We start from the raw sequence: 16,717 nt of genomic DNA, 5'->3' as shown, positions 1-16,717 counted from the left end.
CCGATGCTTGCCGAACTGATTGCCCGCGCCTGCAGTGGCGCGATCCATGTGGTGACCGGCGCCCGCGCGCTGTGGATCGGCTGTGCGCCGTCCAGCGAGCGTCGCGTGTACTACGGCAACCATGCCAGCCATGGTGACTTCGTGCTGATCTGGTCGTCGATGCCACCGGCATTGCGACGGCAGGTGCGCCCGGTGGCCGCGGCCGAATATTGGCAGCGCGACGGCCTGCGTCGCTACCTGATCGACGCGGTGTTCAACGGTGTGCTGGTCGAGCGCGAGGCCGGGCATCGTCAGCAGGATCCGCTGCAGGTACTGCGCGAGGCCGTGGACGAAGACTGCTCGCTGATCCTGTTTCCGGAAGGCACGCGCAATGTGGGCGATGAGCCGCTGCTGCCGTTCAAGAGCGGCATCTACCACCTGGCACGGCAACGACCGGAACTGGAGTTCGTGCCGGTGTGGATCGACAACCTGAAGCGGGTGATGCCCAAGGGCCGGTTCCTGCCGCTGCCGCTGCTGTGCACGGCCACCTTCGGTACGCCGCTGCGGCTGCAGGCTGACGAGGACAAGGCCGCCTTCCTGGCCCGCAGCCGACAGGCGCTGCTGGACCTGGCGCCGAATGGAGGTCGTGCATGAGTTTCGTGCTGGATGTATCTGGCGATCTGGCAACGCAGAGTGTCGGCCAGCAGACCGGCCTGCTGTTTGCCGGTGTGGGGGCGGTGCTGGTGCTGGCCACGCTGGTGGCCGAGACCCTGCGCTGGCGCCAGCGCGGCCAGCCCAGTGCAGTCATCGCCAACCTAGTGTCACGCATCCGCGCCTGGTGGGTGATGGCGATCGTGGTCGGGCTGGCGCTGTTCTTCGGACGTGCCGGGGTGATCGTGCTGTTCGCGATCATCTCGCTGTTCGCGTTGCGCGAGTTCATCACGCTGGCGCCGACCCGCTCGGGCGACTACTACGCGCTGCTGGCCGCGTTCTACATCGTCCTGCCGTGGCAGTACTACCTGGTGTGGATCGACTGGTACGGCATGTACACGCTGCTGATTCCGGTCTATGCGTTCCTGTTCCTGCCGATCCTGTCGACCATCGGCGGTGATACCACGCACTACCTGGAGCGGACCGCGAAGGTGCAGTGGGGCCTGATGATCTGCGTGTTCTGCATCTCGCACGTGCCGCTGCTGCTGAACCTGCACGTGCCGGGCTACGATCCGGCGCGCAACGTATTGCTGTTCGCTTTCCTGGTGATCGTGGTGCAGTCCTCGGACGTGCTGCAGTACATCTGGGGCAAGCTGCTGGGCAAGCATCTGATTGCGCCGAAGCTGTCGCCATCGAAGACGGTGGAGGGCTTCGTCGGTGGCGTGCTGAGTGCCAGCGCGCTGGGCGCAGCGCTGTGGTGGATCACCCCGTTCACGCCGCTGCAGGCGTTCGGCCTGTCGCTGCTGATCAACCTGATGGGGTTCTGGGGCGGCCTGGTGATGTCGGCGATCAAGCGTGATCGTGGCATCAAGGACTGGGGCCACATGATCGAGGGCCATGGTGGCATGCTCGACCGGCTGGATTCGGTGTGCTTCGCCGCGCCGGTGTTCTTCCACGTGGTGCGGTATTACTGGAAGGCGGGCGGCGGCGGTTGATTCTGCCGGCTTCCATCCACGCATGGCGTGGATCTACCGGTAGTGCCGGCCGCTGGCCGGCAACTGCAACATCGTGCCATCGTGCATCATTGGGTTGCCCGCCAGCGGCTGGCGCCACCCAGGCGCGCGCTTACGCGCTGATGCCGTATTCCTTCAGCTTCTTGCGCAGGGTGGCACGGTGGATGCCCAGCATCGCCGCGGCGCGGCTCTGATTGCCTTCGCAGTGGTTGAGCACTTCCACGAACAGCGGGATCTCCATCTCGCGCAGCACGATCTCGTAGACATCGTCCGCATCGCAGCCATCAAGGTCACGCAGGTAGCGGCGCACGGACTGGGCGACGTGTTCACGCAGCGGTGGCCGGGGAGCGCCACGACTGTTGTCAGGACGAGAAAGGACAGCGTTCAAGGGGGTTCCCGATTCGGTTGGCCCGTGCGCGCGGAGCGCGCGGCCGGACGAGGTGGTGGCGGCCAGTCTAGCGCGAGCGTGCCCGGCCTGCCACGGCTGGTCGCCTGCCCCCGGTCAGAGAAAGTCGAAGGTGAATGCGACGGTGGACGCAGCGGGCTCCTGTACCCGGAACGCGACGCGCGCGCTCTGGCCCGGTTCCAGCAGGGCTGCGCCGGGGTTCTCACCCAGGTATTGCGCGGGCGTGAACACGCCGCTGCCGATCACCCGGCCATCGGCATCGGACAATGACAGCCGCAGGTCCGGCCACGCCTGTGCCCAGCGCGCATCATTGCGGATGCTGGCCTGCACTTGCAGCACGCCGGCCTGGCCTGGCAAGGGGCGGATCTCGCGGCTGGTCATGGTGAACGCAGCGGGCTCGTGCCAGGCGGGCAGGCTGCAGCGCAGCACGCCACACAGTGCACCCAGCCATGCGCGGTTGCCGGCGTCGGCAGCCAGCCGCGCACGGTCGGCCAGCACACTCTGCAGGACCAGCAACAACGCCAGCCCGGCGACCAGCAGCCAGTGCCAGCGGGGGGCTGGCTGCGTGCGCTGGCGTGCGCTGCCGAGGAAGCTGGGGGCATCGCTGGCGACCGCTGTTGCCTGCACCGCGGCCAGCGCCGGTTCGATGGCTGCAGCTTCAGCAACGATGACAGCGTCATCGTCGTGTCGCATTTGTGTGGCCGGTGGTTGCGCCAGATTGCTGGGCTCGGCCTGCACCTGCTCCACAGGCGTTGTCTGCCCGGTTTGATCCTGCATGCGCGGATCGGACGCAGGCGCAACCTCACCTTCCGGGGTCTTGCGCAGGAAGGTGGCCAGGGGGCGGCGGGGTGGGTTCGGCTCGGACATGCTCAGGGCGCGGGCTCGGATCCAGCGGTCATTCAACCACGATCAGGCGCGGCGCACGCCAGTGATGCGCATCCAGTCGCCGTCCTGGGTGGCCTGCAGATCATCGAACCAGGCCGCGTAGCGCTGCAGCAGTTCGCCTTCCTGGCCATGCAGGATGCCGGACAGGGCGATGCGGCCGCCGGCGGCGACGCGTGCGGCCAGCAGTTCGGCCAGCGCATCCAGCGCCGAGGCGAGGATGTTGGCGACCACGATCGGATAGGTCGCGGCCGGCTCGTCCTGCGGCAGGTACACGTGCATGCGGGCCTGTTCGCCGTTGCGCTCGGCATTGTCGGCGGTGGCGACCAGCGCCTGCGGATCGTTGTCCACGCCGATGGCTTCAGCGGCGCCCAGCTTCAGCGCGGCCAGTGCAAGGATGCCCGAGCCGCAACCGAAGTCGAGCACGCGCTGGCCCTGCAGCAGGCCATCCATGGCCAACTGGTCCAGCCAGCGCAGGCACAGTGCGGTGGTCGGGTGGGTACCCGAACCGAACGCCAGGCCCGGGTCCAGCCGTACCACGGCGGCGTCGGCGGCCTGTGCGGCGTCGGGCAGTTCGTGATTCCACGGCACGATCCAGGTACGGCTGCCGAAATCCATCGGCTGGAACTGGTCCAGCCAGGCGCGTTCCCAGTCTTCATCCTCGACCGCGCGGAAGCTGCCGCTGCTCCAGTCCAGTTCTGGATCGAAGGATTCCAGTGCGGCCAGCAGCAACAGCGCGTTGCTGTCGGCGGGGAACAGCGCGCTCAGCACCAGGGTGTCCCACAGCGGGGTCTCGCCCACGCCTGGTTCGAGAATGGCCTGTTCGTTGCTGGTATCGGCCTCGGCATCGAGCAGGGTCACGGCCAGTGCACCCACGTCCTCCAGCGCATTTTCATAGCGGGGCTGGGTGGCTTCGGTGCAGCGCAGGGTCAGTTCCAGGAACGGCATGGTGGTGGGGGCAATCGCGGGAAAGGGGGCCATGCTAGACCATCGGAGCGTCTCCGTATTGCCTGAGATGCTGTGCCTGGATGAACGAAGCCCGTTCAGACAGGCCCGTCGGGCCTTGCTAAACTTCGTGCTTTCCTGTGTGCCGTATCGCCCGCCGCCGCCGATGGCCTTCGCTCCTACCCTGAAAACCTGGTTGCTCGTGCTGCCGGCCGTGGCCGTGCTGGGCGTGGCCGGTTATCGGGCCAGCGGCCATGCTCCGGCTTCTTCGGTAGCCTCGGCGGATCTGGCGGTTGGGGGGGCGGCCACTGACAGTGCGGCACCGCTGCCGGTGATGCCGGAGGCGCTCGCGCGCCGGCTGGCACCCTTCGAGCGTGGCGGTGCATTGCCGTCCGGGCTGCCCCTGGATATCCGCGCTGATCTCGAAGAGGCCACCGACCTCTACGCCTATGCGCAGCGTTTGCGTGCGCAGGCGGACGAAGGCAATCACGAGGCGCGCTGGATGCTCAGCCGTGTCTACGACTATTGCGCGCAGTATGCGGTCGATCCGGGTGGCTACCGCCTGGACAACAACGTGCTGGCCGGATTGGGCCTGACTGCCGCACCGGCGATGGTGCAGGCGCGCGAACGCGTCGCGCAGCGTTGCGGCGGGTTCGTGCCGGGCGACAAGCTGGGCACGGCCCTGGTGCTGTCCGAACGGCGCAAGGCGGCTGCACAGGGCAACCTGGCTGCCGAGGCTGCGCTGTTCGCCGAGGGCGAACCGCTGCAGGACAGCCCCGAGTACCGCCGTGACCTGGTTGAACGGGTGCGCACCTCGCGTGACCCGGAGGCCTTCATGGCCATCGCACCGGGGATGGGCGTGCGTGCCTCGGGTGACCGCGCGCTCAGCGGGCTGGTGGCGGGCGAGCAGCTGAGTGAACTCGCATGGCGGCTCGCGGCCTGCGAACTCGGTCTACCGTGTGGGGCAGACAGTGTGCTGGTCAACAGTTTTTGTGCGAACGGAGGGATCTGTTCGCAGGATGGTACGCAGGATTTCCGGGATTTCGTGTATGACGCTGCGGTATCGCGGCAGGGCGCTGGGAAGATGAAGGAATGGATCAAGCGATTGGTTGGAAAGAGGAACGAGCAATGAACTACCGCCGATTCCTGCACGGGGCCAAGTTCTGGTTCTGGGTGGCCCTGTTCGTGGCCTACTCGGCCGGCGCCGTTGGCCTGTTGATGATCGATACCTATGAAGATCGCTACCGGCATCTGTCGAAGGTGGAACTGACTACTGTGAAGGCGCAGGAAGACGTGCGCCGTGCCGGTGCCAGCCAGGTGGCTGCGGTCTATCGGGCGCAGAGCGGCATGCCGTTTGCGTCGCTGCCGGCGGGCAGCACCTTCCAGGTGGTGTGGCCGGATGGTTCGACCGAGACCATGGTGATCGTCGACCCGACCTCGCCCAACGGCGTGCGTCCGCTGGCGAACTCGCAGATCCCGGCCGAAGCTGCCGACAAGCGCTGATGCGCCTGCTGTAGCACCGGGCATGGGCTCGGCGCTGCAGCAATGGAAAAGGGCGGGGATATCCCCGCCCTTTTCATGTCCAGCACGCGGCGCCGATCAGGTCAGTGCGATCGGCTTGTTCTTGCGCTCGGCAAGACGCTTTTCCAGGTAGTGGATGTTCTGGCCACCGGCCTGGAAGCCCTTGTCGCGCATGATCCGCTGCTGCAGCGCGACGTTGGTCTTGATGCCATCGACCACCATTTCGCTCAGTGCCACGCGCATGCGGGCAATGGCGGTTTCGCGGTCCGGGCCGTGCACGATCAGCTTGCCGATCATCGAGTCGTAGTTCGACGGCACGCGGTAGCCACTGTAGATGTGGGTGTCCACGCGCACGCCGGGACCGCCCGGCGGATGGAAGCCGGTGATGGTGCCCGGGCTCGGCACGAAGGTTTCTGCATCCTCGGCGTTGATACGGCATTCGATGGCATGGCCGGTCAGCACCACGTCACTCTGCTTGATCGACAGCTTCTGGCCGGCGGCGATCTTCAGCTGCTCGGCCACCAGGTCGATGCCGGTGACCATTTCGGTGACCGGATGCTCCACCTGGATGCGGGTGTTCATCTCGATGAAGTAGAAGCGGCCGTCCTCGTACAGGAACTCGAAGGTGCCGGCGCCGCGGTAGCCGATGCGGATGCAGGCTTCCACGCACACCTTGCCGATCTGCTCGCGCTGCTCGGCGGTGATGCCCGGTGCCGGCGCTTCTTCCACCACCTTCTGGTGGCGGCGCTGCATCGAGCAGTCACGCTCGCCCAGGTGGATGGCGTTGCCCTGGCCGTCGGCCAGCACCTGGATTTCCACGTGGCGCGGATTCTCCAGGAACTTCTCCATGTAGACCTCGCCATTGCCGAACGCGGCCTTGGCCTCGCTCTTGGTGGTTTCGATCGAGGTCTTCAGCGAGGCTTCGGCGTGCACCACGCGCATGCCGCGACCACCGCCACCGCCGGCCGCCTTGATGATGACCGGGTAACCGATCTCGCGGGCGATCTTGGTGTTGGCGACGATGTCATCACCCAGCGGGCCGCCCGAACCGGGCACGCACGGCACGCCGGCGGCCTTCATCGCGCGGATGGCCTCGACCTTGTCACCCATCATGCGGATGGTGTCGGCCTTGGGGCCGATGAAGATGAAGCCGGACTCCTCCACGCGTTCGGCGAAGTCGGCGTTCTCCGAAAGGAAGCCGTAGCCCGGGTGAATGGCCTGGGCGTCGGTGACTTCAGCGGCGGCGATCAGGGCCGGGATGTTGAGGTAGCTCTGCGGCGACGGCGCCGGACCGATGCAGACCGACTCGTCGGCCATGGCCACGTGCTTGAGGTTGCGGTCGACCGTGGAGTGCACGGCCACCGTGCGAATGCCGAGGGTGTGGCACGCGCGCAGGATGCGCAGCGCGATCTCCCCTCGGTTGGCGATGACGACTTTGTCGAGCATGGCGTGCCCCTCAGCCGATCACGAACAGCGGCTGGTCGAATTCGACCGGCTGGCCGTTCTCGCCGAGGATGGCGACGATGGTGCCGGACGTGTCGGCTTCGATCGGGTTGAACATCTTCATCGCTTCGATGATGGCCAGGGTCTCGCCTTCCTTGACCTGCTGGCCAACGGTGACGAAGGCCGGCTTGTCCGGGGCGGACGAGGCGTAGAAGGTGCCGACCATCGGCGAGCGCAGCACGTGGCCTTCCGGCAGTGCCGGGCCCGGCTTGGCGGTGCCGCCGGTGGAGGCTTCGGTCGGCGACTGCATCGGCATCGCCTGCGCCGCCGGAGCGGCCGGAGCGGCATACACCGGGGCGGCGACCGGGGCGGCGTAGCCGGCCACCGGCGCGCGCGACAGGCGCACCGACTCTTCGCCTTCCTTGATTTCGATCTCAGCCAGGTTCGACTCTTCCAGCAGGTCGATCAGCTTCTTGATTTTGCGCAGATCCATGAGGGCCTCTTTGGTTTCTTCTAGGTGAGGAGAGCGCCGTGGGCGCCCGGGTCGACAATCAGGTGGCGGATACCCGCAGCAGCGCCGCGTCCATCGCGTAGCGGTAGCTGTCGGCACCGAAGCCGCACACCACGCCCATCGCCTTGTCGCTGAAGTAGCTGTGCTGGCGGAACGGTTCGCGGGTATGCGGGTTGGACAGGTGGATTTCGATGAACGGCACCGCCACCGCCGCCAGCGCATCGCGCAAGGCCACTGAGGTGTGGGTGAACGCGGCGGGGTTGATAAGGATGAAGGCAGTGCCGTCGTTGCGTGCGGCCTGCACGCGGTCCACCAGTACATGCTCGGCGTTGGACTGCAGGCTCTCTACGGCGTGCCCGGCGGCCGAGGCCTGGGCAACCAGGGCCTGGTCGATGTCGGCCAGCGTGGTGTGGCCGTAGACCTCCGGCTCGCGGGTGCCGAGCAGGTTGAGGTTGGGGCCGTGCAGGACCAGCAGCTTCGCCATGGGATCCGGAAGACGGGAAAGGGCGGCAGTCTGGCGGAACCGGCGGATGCTGTCCAGTTCGGCGAAGTTTGCAGCGTTTCAATCGACCGTTTGAAATCTGCGGAAGCGCTTGCGGCCCTATGCGGGGCGGCGGATCAAGGCGCGCTGAATGCCGTGCGGGCGGGGGATGGATGCACGTAGGCCGACGATGGCGGCAAGGGCCACGCCGGGGGATCCGCGCCAAGCGCGGGCGACGGGGCCGGCGGTCAGTAGATCCACGCCATGCGTGGATGAAGGAAGTTCCATATGCAGCAAGCTACGCACCCACCGGAAAGGCGGGTCAGGTCTCCAGCGGCACCGTCGGCACCACGTTTGGGAACACCTCTTCCAGCGGTTCCGGCTGCCCGGGCTTCGGCGCCGGCCAGTTGTAGGCATTGACCGGCTGCGCGCGGTTCACCCACAACGCGTAATACAGATGATCGGCGCGGCCGTCCCCGGTGTTGGGATGGATCAGGATGGTCAGGCCCAGGCTGTTGAGCTGCAGCCAGGGCACCAGCACGGGGAGCAGGTCGTTGGTAAAGCCGAAATAGAACGAGGGCGTGACATGCGGCCCACGCGGCTCAAGGTTCCAGTTGCCCAGCTCCACCGGGAACCGCTCGGCGGCCCAGCGCCGTAGCAGCGCGGCCTTTTCGAAGCTGTCCTCATCGAAGTAGATGTGAGCGTGATAGCTCTTGATGTCGGTGTAGGCGCGTGGGGTCACGGGCAGGGTGGCCTCGCCGGGACGCACGCTGGCCGGGCGCGGGGTCGGTTCGCTGGCCGTGGCCTGGCCCCAGGGGCTGCGCCCTTCCGGTGCTGGCGGCACGATGGCCCGGAAGCCGGGGCGGCCAGGCTCGGTGGTGTTCACCGCGTCGTTGCCGCGCGGTGCTGCGGCGGCGGTCGAGGCACTGGCCAGGCCGCCAGCGGCCAGACCCGCCGAAGCGATCAGGCGTCGGCGTGCGGGCGAGAGCAGGTCGGCCCAGTGGGTGTCATCGTCGCCGGCATCGGTGAGGGTCTGCGGGTCCGGGTGCATGAAGGGCTCCGTGGCGGCATCGTGTGGGCAGGCAAGCACGCTCGGGCACCCGCATCCACAGCGTCCAATAAGCAGGGGGCATCACCTCATGCAGGTGCGCCCCGTTGTCGTTGAGCGTGGCCGCTGGGCGGGCTAGGGTGCAGGTCTGCCGCCCCGGAGCCCTTCCATGATCTCGCCCGATGCCGACACACAGCAAAAGCGCGCGTTTTTCCGCCAGCTGCACGCGCAGGGTTGCTTCGTGCTGCCCAATCCGTGGGACGTGGGCAGCGCCCGCTACCTGCAGCGGCAGGGCTTCCAGGCACTGGCCACGACCAGTGCCGGCTGCGCCTGGAGTGAAGGGCGGCCGGATGGGGCGGTTTCGCTGCAGGCCACACTGGAACATCTGCGGCTGATGGCGGCCGCGACACCGCTGCCGTTGAACGCCGATTTCGGTGATGGCTTCGGCGCCACGCCACAGGCAGTGGGCGAGGCGGTGGCGGCGGCCATCGACACCGGTATCGCGGCGCTGTCGATCGAGGACGCCAGCGGCGTGGCCAATGCGCCGCTGCGGCCGATCGGGCAGGCGGTCGAGCGACTGTGTGCAGCACGTGCGGCCATCGACCGCGCGGGGGGCGATGTGCTGCTGGTCGCGCGGGCCGAGAATTTCTTCGTTGGCGTGCCGGATCTGGAGGACACCCTGCAGCGCCTGCGCGCCTATGCCGAGGCCGGCGCCGATGTGCTGTATGCACCGGGCATCAGCACGCGCGAACAGATCAGCGCGGTGGTCGCCGCCGCGGGCTCGAAGCCGGTGAACCTGCTGGTGGGTGGACCGACACCGCTGAGCCTGCAGGACATCGCCGCACTCGGCGTGCGGCGGGTCAGCCTGGGCGGTGCGCTGGCGCGAGCTGCGTGGGGTGGGTTGATGCAGGCGACCCAGCCGATCGTGCAGGATGGACGCTTCGATGGCCTGCAGCAGGCGGCGTCCGGGTCTGCCTTGAACGCGTTGTTCCGGTAGCCCGCGCCCTGCATGGCGGGAAGGGCCGGCGACTACAACGCCTCGATCTCACGCTTGGGCAGGATCACGCCGGGTTCCAGCGCTGGCAGCAGCTGGCGAAGCAGGCGTGGATTGTCCTGCAGCCCCGTGCCGTCCAGATACGTCCACCCGGAACCGCCAACGCGGCGCACGGCCACCATGAACGTGGTGCTGCGCATCGGGGTTTCACGCACCCGTACCAGGGATTGGCGTGGCACGAAGCAGACTTCTTCCTCCCCGGCCGCATAGGTCCGGGTCGGCACACCGACGTCTTCGCTGATGACCACCACGCCGCCGCTGTGCTGCTTCTTCAGCGCATCGCGGGTGATCGCCTGGAAGGCCTCATCGCCGCCGGCCAGCCGCTTGAGGCTGGGATGCGTACGCTCGATGAGGAAGTCCGCATCGCCGCGGGCGTAGGCAGTCATCAGGGCGCGCACATCATCGCGCAGGGCCTTCGCGTCACTGGGACTGAGCTCACCCGCGAAGGCGGATGGCAGCAACAGCGACAGCAGCAGCGTCAGTATCGTCAGGGGCAGGCGTCGATCCATGTCCGGGTGTCCCACAGGGCATCGCTGCACTATACGTTGGACGCGAAAACAGCGTCCCATCAGTGGCGCTGGCTTCCCCGGAATCGATACTTACCATTGGTAGGTATTGATGTCTGGAGATCCCCATGCACAGCCTCATTGTCATCGCCCACCCTGAGCCCGGTTCACTGACCCACGCGATGGCGCGTCGCATCGGTGATGCCATTGCCGCGGCCGACACCGGCAACACCGTGGCCTATGCCGACCTGATGGCCGAAGGCTTCGATCCGCGCTTCAACCCGCAGGACCAGGCGTTGTTCCGCAGCACCGGCGCGGTACCCGCCGATGTCGCTGCCGAGCACGCGAGGCTGGATGCCACCGATACGCTGGTGCTGGTGTTCCCGTTGTACTGGTGGTCGTTCCCGGCGCTGCTGAAAGGCTGGATCGACCGTGTGTTCACCAACGACTGGGCCTACGCGCAGGACGCGCAGGGCAGGCTGGTGAAGAAGCTGCAGCGCCTGAATGTGCATCTGGTGGCGCTGGGCGGCGCCGACGCAGCCATGGTCGAACGTCGTGGCTACGACGCGGCAATGAGGACGCAGATCGACATGGGCATCTTTGACTATTGCGGCGCACGCGTGCTGTCGTCCGACCTGCTGTTGGACGCCGATACCGGTGCCGCTGAAGCGCATCTGCAGACCGCGCTGGCGATCGGCCGTAAAATCGGTGTTCCGATGCGCTGATCGCCGTGCTCCGCCGATGCCCGCCAACGCCACCCCCACGCGCCGCCGAATGACCCGGGAGCAACGCACCCGCCAGTTGCTGGATGTGGCCTGGGCACTGGTTCGCGGAGAAGGCACCGGAGCGTTGACGCTGGGGCGGCTGGCCGAGGCGGCGGGCGTGACCAAGCCTGTGGCCTACGATCACTTCGTGACCCGCAATGGCTTGCTGGCGGCGCTCTACGATGACTATGACGGACGCCAGACCGTGGTCTTCCACGAGCGCATCGGCCGCGCCCGGGCGCAACTGGTCGATCGGGCGGCGGCCATCGCCTCCGGCTACATCGACTGCGTCCTCAGCCAGGGCAGCGAAGTGCAAGGCATCCTCGCCGCGCTGGTGGGGGCGCCGGAACTGTATGAGGTGCGACGGCGCTACCAGCAGGATTTCATCGACAACTGCCAGGTCTGGCTGGGCCCGTTCGCAACCGGCGGCACGGTGTCGCTGGCGGGGCGCTGGGCCATCCTCGGTGCGGCTGAAGCCCTTTCAGAGGGTGTTGTTGCCGGCGCGTTGGACAAGGCCGGTGCCGTGGCCGAGCTGCAGCGGCTGATCGTGGCGACGGTCAAGCGGCGCTGAGCCGCACGAGCGGTCAGCCGCCGGCCAGAGCGGCGAATCCCGCGGCCAGCCGGTCGCGCACCAGTGCGTCGCGCGCGTCGCGGCTTGCAGAGCCCAGCACCACGGTGATCAGCCGTACCGGCTGGTCCCGCCCGGGTACTGGCGGGCACGCGGTGGCGGCCAGGCAGAAGCCTGCGGCCTGGGTGTAGCCGGTCTTCAAGCCGTCCACGCCGTCTTCGCCGAGCAGGGCGTTCTGGTTGCTGCGGTTGAAGCTGCCATGGGCGAACGCGCGCTGCGCGGTGATCGCCAGGATCTGCGGATGATCGTTCAACAGGCGGGCGGCCAGCACCGCCATGTCGCGCGCGCTGGAGGCATGGTGCGGTGTGGTGATGCCCGACACGCTGGCAAAACAGATGCTGCCCAGCCCGAGCTGGCGTGCGTGCCGGTTCATGCGTTCCAGGAATGCCGCCTGCGATCCGTCCAGGTGGCGCGCGATCGCCAATGCAGCGTCATTGCCGGAAACCACCATCAACCCTTCCAGCAGGCGCGCCAGGGAGATTGTCTCGCCGGGCACCAGGACCATGCGCGTTTCATCGTCGGCGACCGCATGCACGTCGTCGGCGGCGATGGGGACTTCGTCGTCCCACGAACGCCCGCGCTCTTCCACACATTCGTAAGCCGCATAGGCGGTCATCAGCTTGGTCAGCGAAGCCGGTTGCCTGGCGATGTCCGCGTTGTACTGGTGAATCACCGCAAAGGTGGCCGCTTCCAGAGTGATGGACGAGGCCGGTAGGGGGGCAGGTGCAGCAGAGGGCATGGCGGCGGTGGTGACAGCGACAGCCAGCAAGGATAGTCCGCAGCGGCTGCATGAAGCCGCACTGCCCAAGCGCCGCAGTGCACACGGTAACGCCCGGTTGCGCCCGGGCTGTTGACGAGGCAGCCTGCGCACATGCAATCGGATATCCGCATCGACGGTCGTGTCTTTGCCTATGTCTTCCCCTGTGCGTGGGAAGACTACGCGAAGATCGGCTTTTCACGTGATCCGCTCGGACGCATCAGCGCATTGCACCGGCGCTGGTTCGAGTTCTTCGACCTCGACGCCGGTGCACTGGTGGAAGCGGAAAGCGAGCGCGATGCGCGGGATCTGGAGCTGCAGCTGCGTTCGCCGTTCAAGGCGCACCGCGCACCGGCGCCGATGACGGTCCAGGACAAGGCCGGAGGCCACACCGAGTGGGTACGTGGTGCCAACCAGGCGTTGTTGCTCGCGGTTGATGCGTTGGGCGAACAGGGCTATCGCTGTTTCCCGCTGAAGGCATGGCTGCGGGCTGCGCTGCGCGTGCGCATGGACCGGCTGCACGACTGGGCGGCGGTGCAGCTTCCGGAAGAGGAAGGCCTGCGGATGCCGGGCGGCCCCGGCGAGGGTGTGCTGCGGGACACCCTCGACGGTTGTCGGGCATTGGATATCGATCCAATGCCGTGGCTGCCTGAACACGTCCAACGCTGGTATGCAGGTTGAAGAGCGTTCAACGGGTTCGCGGCCGCTGAACCGGCGTGGCCGGTTGCGGCGCGCGCGGCGGAGCCGGTGTGGACGGGCCGGCCAGCTGGCGTGCCAGCTCGGCGCTGGCCACGTGGCCGTGCAGGAACAACAAACCGCCGAAGATGTTCATGAGCGCGCCTCCACTTGAGTGGATTGCACGATACGGGCAGCATGAAGCGGCAAGAAGCGACATTTCCGCAAGCGTGACGTGAGAGGATTTCAAGCCTGATGTCCCGTGCTCCGCTCCATGCCCTGCAGGGCTTCGTGGCTGCCGCCCGGCTGGGCAACCTGTCGCGTGCGGCAGCGTCGATGAACCTGACCGTCAGCGCGCTCAGCCATCAGATGCGGCAACTGGAAGAGCGGCTCGGGCAGCCGCTGCTGATCCGCCAGCCGCGGGGTGTCTCGCTCACCCTGGAGGGACAGCGCCTGCTCGACCAGGTGGGGCCGCACCTGGATGCGATCAACGAAGCCTTCCAGCCCTATGCGGCGCGTGCCGAGCACGTACTGACGATCAGCGCGGTGCCATCGATGGCGTCGGCGTGGCTGGTACCGCGCCTGGGTCATTTCGTGGCTGAGCACCCACAGATCGAGATCAACCTGCAGTCGAGCGAGCGCCTGGTCGATTTCGAGCGGCAGCGCCAGTTCGACGCCGCGCTGCGTCTGGGCAGCGGGCAATGGCCGGGCCTGGTGGTGGAACCGTTGTTCGATGAATGGCTGCTGCCGATGGCCAGCCCGGCGCTGATCGAACGCATGGGAGGGATCGAGCGCGTGCCGCTGAACCAGTGGCCGCTGCTGGGTGATCCGGACGGCGCCTGGGGCGCGTGGTTTGCATTGAGTGGGCAGAGTGCGCCGGCGCGGTTCGTGGCGGTGCTGGATGATTCGGAGGCGCACCATCGCGCCGCTCTGGACGGCGTGGGCGTGGCCCTCGGCCGAGTGACGCGGGCGAGGCTGCTGCTCGACTCCGGCCAGCTGGTCGCCCTGTCCAGCCAGCGCCTGAAGACGGCGTGGCCGCATTGGTTGGTGTACCCGCAGCGCTCGGCCAGCCATCGCGGCTTCCTCGCCTTTCGCGACTGGTTGCACGCGCAGGCTGCTGAGCATGTGCGACACATGGCAGACGCGCATCCGTAGCGTCGCGGCATGCTCGACCATCGCATCTGCATCTGTAGAGTCGGGCCACGCTCGACTGCGCTTGCGGAGGGCGAGTCGAGCATGGCTCGACTCCAAACTCATCGCACCAGCGTGACCGCCTGCCCGCCACGCGCGAACGCTTCCTCCAGCAACGGGCCCGCCTTGATCGCTTCCACTTCCTCGAACAGCGCCCGCAGTGCATCGGCGGGGCGCGAGGCCGGCGCCGCGACCGCCTGCTGGATCACGGTGAAACGGTCGGCCAGCACGCGGTGGCCGGGATGCGCCTGCGCCCAGGCGGCCAGCGGCTGGCGCACGCCGGCAGCGGCATCCAGGCGCTGCAGATCGAACAGGGTGATGGCAGCGGCCGACGTCTCGGCTCGCTCGATCATCGCGTGGCGCAGTTCACGGCTGAGAAACAGGTCGTAGGCTGCACCGCGGCCCACCGCGATGCGCAGCCCCTCGCGGTCGAGGTCGGCCACCTGTTGCGCAGGGCTGTCCTCGCGCACCAGGTAGGTGCCTTCGATCTCCACATAGGGGGCGCTGAAGGCGATGCGGTCGGCACGCGCCGGATCGATCGCCAGGAAGGCCAGATCCCAGGCATCTTCGGCGGCCGCGGCAACCACCGAGGCTGCGGCGTCGTGGCAGGTGAAGCGGGCCTGCACGCCCATCCGTTGCGCCAACGCGGTCGCCAGTTCCAGTGATGGACCGCGCGGTGAGCGCGCATCGCCCTGTGCCAGCACAGGGTTGCCCAGGTTGATGGCCACGCGCAGGAAGCCCAGCGGTGCCAGCGCACCACGATGATCGGCCAGGGACATGCAGGACTCCGCGGGGAAAGGGCGGTTCAGCATGCCAGTACGGACCTGCAAGGCAGTGTCAGTATCCGGTTATCCTGCGGACATGAACCCCATCCTGCACGTCGAGATACCGGTCACTGACCTGGCCCGGGCCATCACGTTCTACCAGCACTGGCTGCAGGTGGCGGTGGACGAACCGATCCTGCAGCACGACTGCCGGATGGCCTACCTGCCGTTTTCCGATGAGGCCGCCGGTGCCAGCATGGCGCTGGTGCGGGGGGCCGACTATCTGCCCTCCGTCCACGGTGCGCGCATCTACATCGGCGTCGATGACCTGGACGTGAGCCTGGAGCGTGCACTGCAAGCGGGCGCTGCGCTGCGCTTCGGACCGGCCGACGCGGGCGACTGGCGCGTGGCCGAGATCTTCGACAGTGAAGGCAACCGTATCGCGCTGCAGGCGCGCGCGGTTGCGTAGAGCCGAGCCCATGCTCGGCTGCTGTTGACCCAGCAGCCCAAGCTCAGCCGAGCATGGGCTCGGCGCTACAAGGTTTCGGCGCGTGAGCGCTGCAGCCAGTCATTGATCGCCGGGTCAAGCCGCGGGTCTTCGGGCAACTGCATGCCGAAGCGTTGCTGCAGTACCTCGCGCACGTCGGCAACATCGTGCAGCGGACGCTTGTCCGGTACCTGGCCGGGGCGGTACTCGGTGTAGTTGCCGCTGCCGATCGTGCGGCGCCAGTCCGGCCCGGTCAGCGATGCGCGCAGCTGGCCGGGGAAGCTGGAATCGGGATGGGTGCACACGTACCAGTTGCCCACCACGTTGTCGATTGGTGCCGGCGCCTGCCGGTCGAACCGATACATCGCCCGCCAGCCATCGTGGGACTCGGCCGACAGCACGAAATCACCGTTGCCAGGCAGTCGGCGCAGCAGGTAGCGCTCGTGCGGCGTGGCCTGTGGCTGCGGATCATGCAGGCGCAGCGGCACGGTCGGGGTCAGGCTGCCGAAACCGGCATCCACCAGCCAGTCATCGCCGTCCACCTGCACGCGCAGCAGCAGGTGGGTGCGTGCGGTCAGTTCGCCGTCCTGGGCGGCCAGCAGCACGCGCGCGCTCAACGGCTGTGCATCGAAGCCCAGCGCCTGCAGCAGTGCCAGCAGGCCGCCATTGAGTTCGAAGCAGTAGCCGCCACGACGGTCGTCGAGCAGCTTGCGCTGCACGCTGTCCAGGTCGATCGGTACTGCATCGCGCAGCAGGCAGCTGAGGGTTTCGAACGGCAGCAGTGCGTTGTGGCGCTGCTGCAGCAAGGTCAGGCCGGCCAGGGTCCGCGGTGGCGGTGCATCCAGCTGCAGGCGCTGCAGGTAGCGGGGGACATCGAGCGTCGTCATGGAGACACCGGGCGGGGGAGGGATGCCCACTGTGCTCCCCCAACCGGGGTTGAGGTCAAGCGCGGCGGCCGTGTCATGCCTCCGTCGCCTGCACCCGGTACAAAGGCCGCGTCCACCAGCGATG

General features: G+C 67.5%; 22 protein-coding genes. 10 read left to right on the top strand and 12 right to left on the bottom strand.

Annotated features, from left to right (window positions below):
• Nucleotides 1–3: 3 nt before the first annotated feature.
• Together AC5P9W_RS02130 and AC5P9W_RS02125 are read left to right on the top strand one after the other, a co-directional pair.
• The gene (locus AC5P9W_RS02130; RefSeq protein ID WP_021203255.1) at nucleotides 4–633 is read left to right on the top strand and encodes a lysophospholipid acyltransferase family protein; all 630 of its coding nucleotides are present in this window, start codon (nucleotides 4–6) and stop codon (nucleotides 631–633) included.
• Nucleotides 630–1,625 carry a phosphatidate cytidylyltransferase gene (locus tag AC5P9W_RS02125; protein WP_021203256.1) on the top strand — a complete coding sequence of 332 codons (996 nt, stop codon included), beginning with the start codon at nucleotides 630–632 and terminating at the stop codon, nucleotides 1,623–1,625. Before AC5P9W_RS02130 ends, AC5P9W_RS02125 begins: the two co-directional genes overlap by 4 nt.
• Nucleotides 1,626–1,755: 130 nt before the next feature.
• On the opposite strand, the gene fis is transcribed toward AC5P9W_RS02125, so the two are convergent.
• The 3 genes from fis to prmA form a co-directional block, all read right to left on the bottom strand.
• Nucleotides 1,756–2,031 (bottom strand): DNA-binding transcriptional regulator Fis, encoded by a 276-nt coding sequence (gene fis, locus AC5P9W_RS02120; protein ID WP_005419706.1) that lies wholly within the window; start codon nucleotides 2,029–2,031, stop codon nucleotides 1,756–1,758.
• Between the two features lie 114 nt (nucleotides 2,032–2,145).
• Complete coding sequence (locus AC5P9W_RS02115; RefSeq protein WP_021203257.1) at nucleotides 2,146–2,916, bottom strand: DUF3426 domain-containing protein; 771 nt, start codon at nucleotides 2,914–2,916, stop codon at nucleotides 2,146–2,148.
• A gap of 42 nt (nucleotides 2,917–2,958) precedes the next feature.
• Nucleotides 2,959–3,879, bottom strand: a complete 921-nt coding sequence (gene prmA, locus AC5P9W_RS02110; protein ID WP_478405884.1) for a 50S ribosomal protein L11 methyltransferase — start codon at nucleotides 3,877–3,879, stop codon at nucleotides 2,959–2,961.
• Between the two features lie 163 nt (nucleotides 3,880–4,042).
• Between prmA and AC5P9W_RS02105 the strand changes: the two genes are divergently transcribed.
• Together AC5P9W_RS02105 and AC5P9W_RS02100 are read left to right on the top strand one after the other, a co-directional pair.
• Nucleotides 4,043–5,008 carry a hypothetical protein gene (locus AC5P9W_RS02105; RefSeq protein ID WP_021203258.1) on the top strand — a complete coding sequence of 322 codons (966 nt, stop codon included), beginning with the start codon at nucleotides 4,043–4,045 and terminating at the stop codon, nucleotides 5,006–5,008.
• Nucleotides 5,005–5,379 carry a hypothetical protein gene (locus AC5P9W_RS02100; RefSeq protein WP_010481078.1) on the top strand — a complete coding sequence of 125 codons (375 nt, stop codon included), beginning with the start codon at nucleotides 5,005–5,007 and terminating at the stop codon, nucleotides 5,377–5,379. Before AC5P9W_RS02105 ends, AC5P9W_RS02100 begins: the two co-directional genes overlap by 4 nt.
• Before the next feature lie 96 nt (nucleotides 5,380–5,475).
• On the opposite strand, the gene accC is transcribed toward AC5P9W_RS02100, so the two are convergent.
• The 4 genes from accC to AC5P9W_RS02080 form a co-directional block, all read right to left on the bottom strand.
• Nucleotides 5,476–6,843, bottom strand: coding sequence for an acetyl-CoA carboxylase biotin carboxylase subunit (gene accC, locus AC5P9W_RS02095; RefSeq protein ID WP_021203259.1), 1,368 nt, complete (start codon nucleotides 6,841–6,843; stop codon nucleotides 5,476–5,478).
• A 10-nt stretch (nucleotides 6,844–6,853) separates the two neighbouring features.
• Nucleotides 6,854–7,333 carry an acetyl-CoA carboxylase biotin carboxyl carrier protein gene (accB, locus tag AC5P9W_RS02090; RefSeq protein ID WP_019660824.1) on the bottom strand — a complete coding sequence of 160 codons (480 nt, stop codon included), beginning with the start codon at nucleotides 7,331–7,333 and terminating at the stop codon, nucleotides 6,854–6,856.
• Between the two features lie 58 nt (nucleotides 7,334–7,391).
• Nucleotides 7,392–7,835 carry a type II 3-dehydroquinate dehydratase gene (aroQ, locus tag AC5P9W_RS02085; protein ID WP_019660823.1) on the bottom strand — a complete coding sequence of 148 codons (444 nt, stop codon included), beginning with the start codon at nucleotides 7,833–7,835 and terminating at the stop codon, nucleotides 7,392–7,394.
• A gap of 319 nt (nucleotides 7,836–8,154) precedes the next feature.
• Nucleotides 8,155–8,883, bottom strand: coding sequence for a DOPA 4,5-dioxygenase family protein (locus AC5P9W_RS02080; RefSeq protein WP_164144688.1), 729 nt, complete (start codon nucleotides 8,881–8,883; stop codon nucleotides 8,155–8,157).
• 166 nt (nucleotides 8,884–9,049) lie between these two features.
• Between AC5P9W_RS02080 and AC5P9W_RS02075 the strand changes: the two genes are divergently transcribed.
• A complete protein-coding gene (locus tag AC5P9W_RS02075) occupies nucleotides 9,050–9,877 on the top strand; it encodes an isocitrate lyase/PEP mutase family protein (protein ID WP_206621894.1) in 828 nt (275 codons plus the stop codon).
• 32 nt (nucleotides 9,878–9,909) lie between these two features.
• Here AC5P9W_RS02075 and AC5P9W_RS02070 read toward each other — a convergent pair whose 3' ends face one another.
• Nucleotides 9,910–10,443 carry a hypothetical protein gene (locus tag AC5P9W_RS02070; RefSeq protein WP_206621893.1) on the bottom strand — a complete coding sequence of 178 codons (534 nt, stop codon included), beginning with the start codon at nucleotides 10,441–10,443 and terminating at the stop codon, nucleotides 9,910–9,912.
• A gap of 125 nt (nucleotides 10,444–10,568) precedes the next feature.
• Here AC5P9W_RS02070 and AC5P9W_RS02065 point away from each other — a divergent pair, with 125 nt between their 5' ends.
• Both AC5P9W_RS02065 and AC5P9W_RS02060 read left to right on the top strand, forming a co-directional pair.
• Nucleotides 10,569–11,165 (top strand): NAD(P)H-dependent oxidoreductase, encoded by a 597-nt coding sequence (locus AC5P9W_RS02065; protein WP_019660820.1) that lies wholly within the window; start codon nucleotides 10,569–10,571, stop codon nucleotides 11,163–11,165.
• Between the two features lie 16 nt (nucleotides 11,166–11,181).
• On the top strand, nucleotides 11,182–11,775 hold the full coding sequence (locus AC5P9W_RS02060; protein WP_021203264.1) for a TetR/AcrR family transcriptional regulator: 594 nt from the start codon (nucleotides 11,182–11,184) through the stop codon (nucleotides 11,773–11,775).
• A 13-nt stretch (nucleotides 11,776–11,788) separates the two neighbouring features.
• Here the strand turns inward: AC5P9W_RS02060 and AC5P9W_RS02055 are convergent, their stop codons facing one another.
• Nucleotides 11,789–12,571, bottom strand: a complete 783-nt coding sequence (locus tag AC5P9W_RS02055; protein ID WP_206621895.1) for a D-alanyl-D-alanine carboxypeptidase family protein — start codon at nucleotides 12,569–12,571, stop codon at nucleotides 11,789–11,791.
• A 132-nt stretch (nucleotides 12,572–12,703) separates the two neighbouring features.
• On the opposite strand from AC5P9W_RS02055, the gene AC5P9W_RS02050 reads away from it, so the two are divergent.
• Nucleotides 12,704–13,270 (top strand): GIY-YIG nuclease family protein, encoded by a 567-nt coding sequence (locus tag AC5P9W_RS02050; RefSeq protein ID WP_021203266.1) that lies wholly within the window; start codon nucleotides 12,704–12,706, stop codon nucleotides 13,268–13,270.
• Between the two features lie 7 nt (nucleotides 13,271–13,277).
• On the opposite strand, the gene AC5P9W_RS02045 is transcribed toward AC5P9W_RS02050, so the two are convergent.
• Complete coding sequence (locus tag AC5P9W_RS02045) at nucleotides 13,278–13,421, bottom strand: hypothetical protein (protein WP_019660816.1); 144 nt, start codon at nucleotides 13,419–13,421, stop codon at nucleotides 13,278–13,280.
• A gap of 98 nt (nucleotides 13,422–13,519) precedes the next feature.
• Here AC5P9W_RS02045 and AC5P9W_RS02040 point away from each other — a divergent pair, with 98 nt between their 5' ends.
• Nucleotides 13,520–14,419, top strand: coding sequence for a LysR substrate-binding domain-containing protein (locus AC5P9W_RS02040; RefSeq protein WP_134730090.1), 900 nt, complete (start codon nucleotides 13,520–13,522; stop codon nucleotides 14,417–14,419).
• A 98-nt stretch (nucleotides 14,420–14,517) separates the two neighbouring features.
• Here the strand turns inward: AC5P9W_RS02040 and AC5P9W_RS02035 are convergent, their stop codons facing one another.
• A complete protein-coding gene (locus AC5P9W_RS02035) occupies nucleotides 14,518–15,234 on the bottom strand; it encodes a transporter substrate-binding domain-containing protein (RefSeq protein ID WP_134730088.1) in 717 nt (238 codons plus the stop codon).
• A gap of 82 nt (nucleotides 15,235–15,316) precedes the next feature.
• On the opposite strand from AC5P9W_RS02035, the gene AC5P9W_RS02030 reads away from it, so the two are divergent.
• Nucleotides 15,317–15,688: a VOC family protein gene (locus AC5P9W_RS02030; protein WP_134730086.1), complete on the top strand. Its 372-nt coding sequence runs from the start codon at nucleotides 15,317–15,319 to the stop codon at nucleotides 15,686–15,688.
• Nucleotides 15,689–15,753: 65 nt separating this feature from the next.
• Here AC5P9W_RS02030 and AC5P9W_RS02025 read toward each other — a convergent pair whose 3' ends face one another.
• On the bottom strand, nucleotides 15,754–16,593 hold the full coding sequence (locus AC5P9W_RS02025) for an arylamine N-acetyltransferase family protein (RefSeq protein ID WP_111102229.1): 840 nt from the start codon (nucleotides 16,591–16,593) through the stop codon (nucleotides 15,754–15,756).
• Nucleotides 16,594–16,717 lie beyond the last annotated feature (124 nt).

This window comes from Stenotrophomonas sp. YJH_SMC_33, from assembly GCF_059372295.1.
Note: the sequence above shows the minus strand (reverse complement) of the source record. Positions and strands in the feature narration are given on the sequence as shown.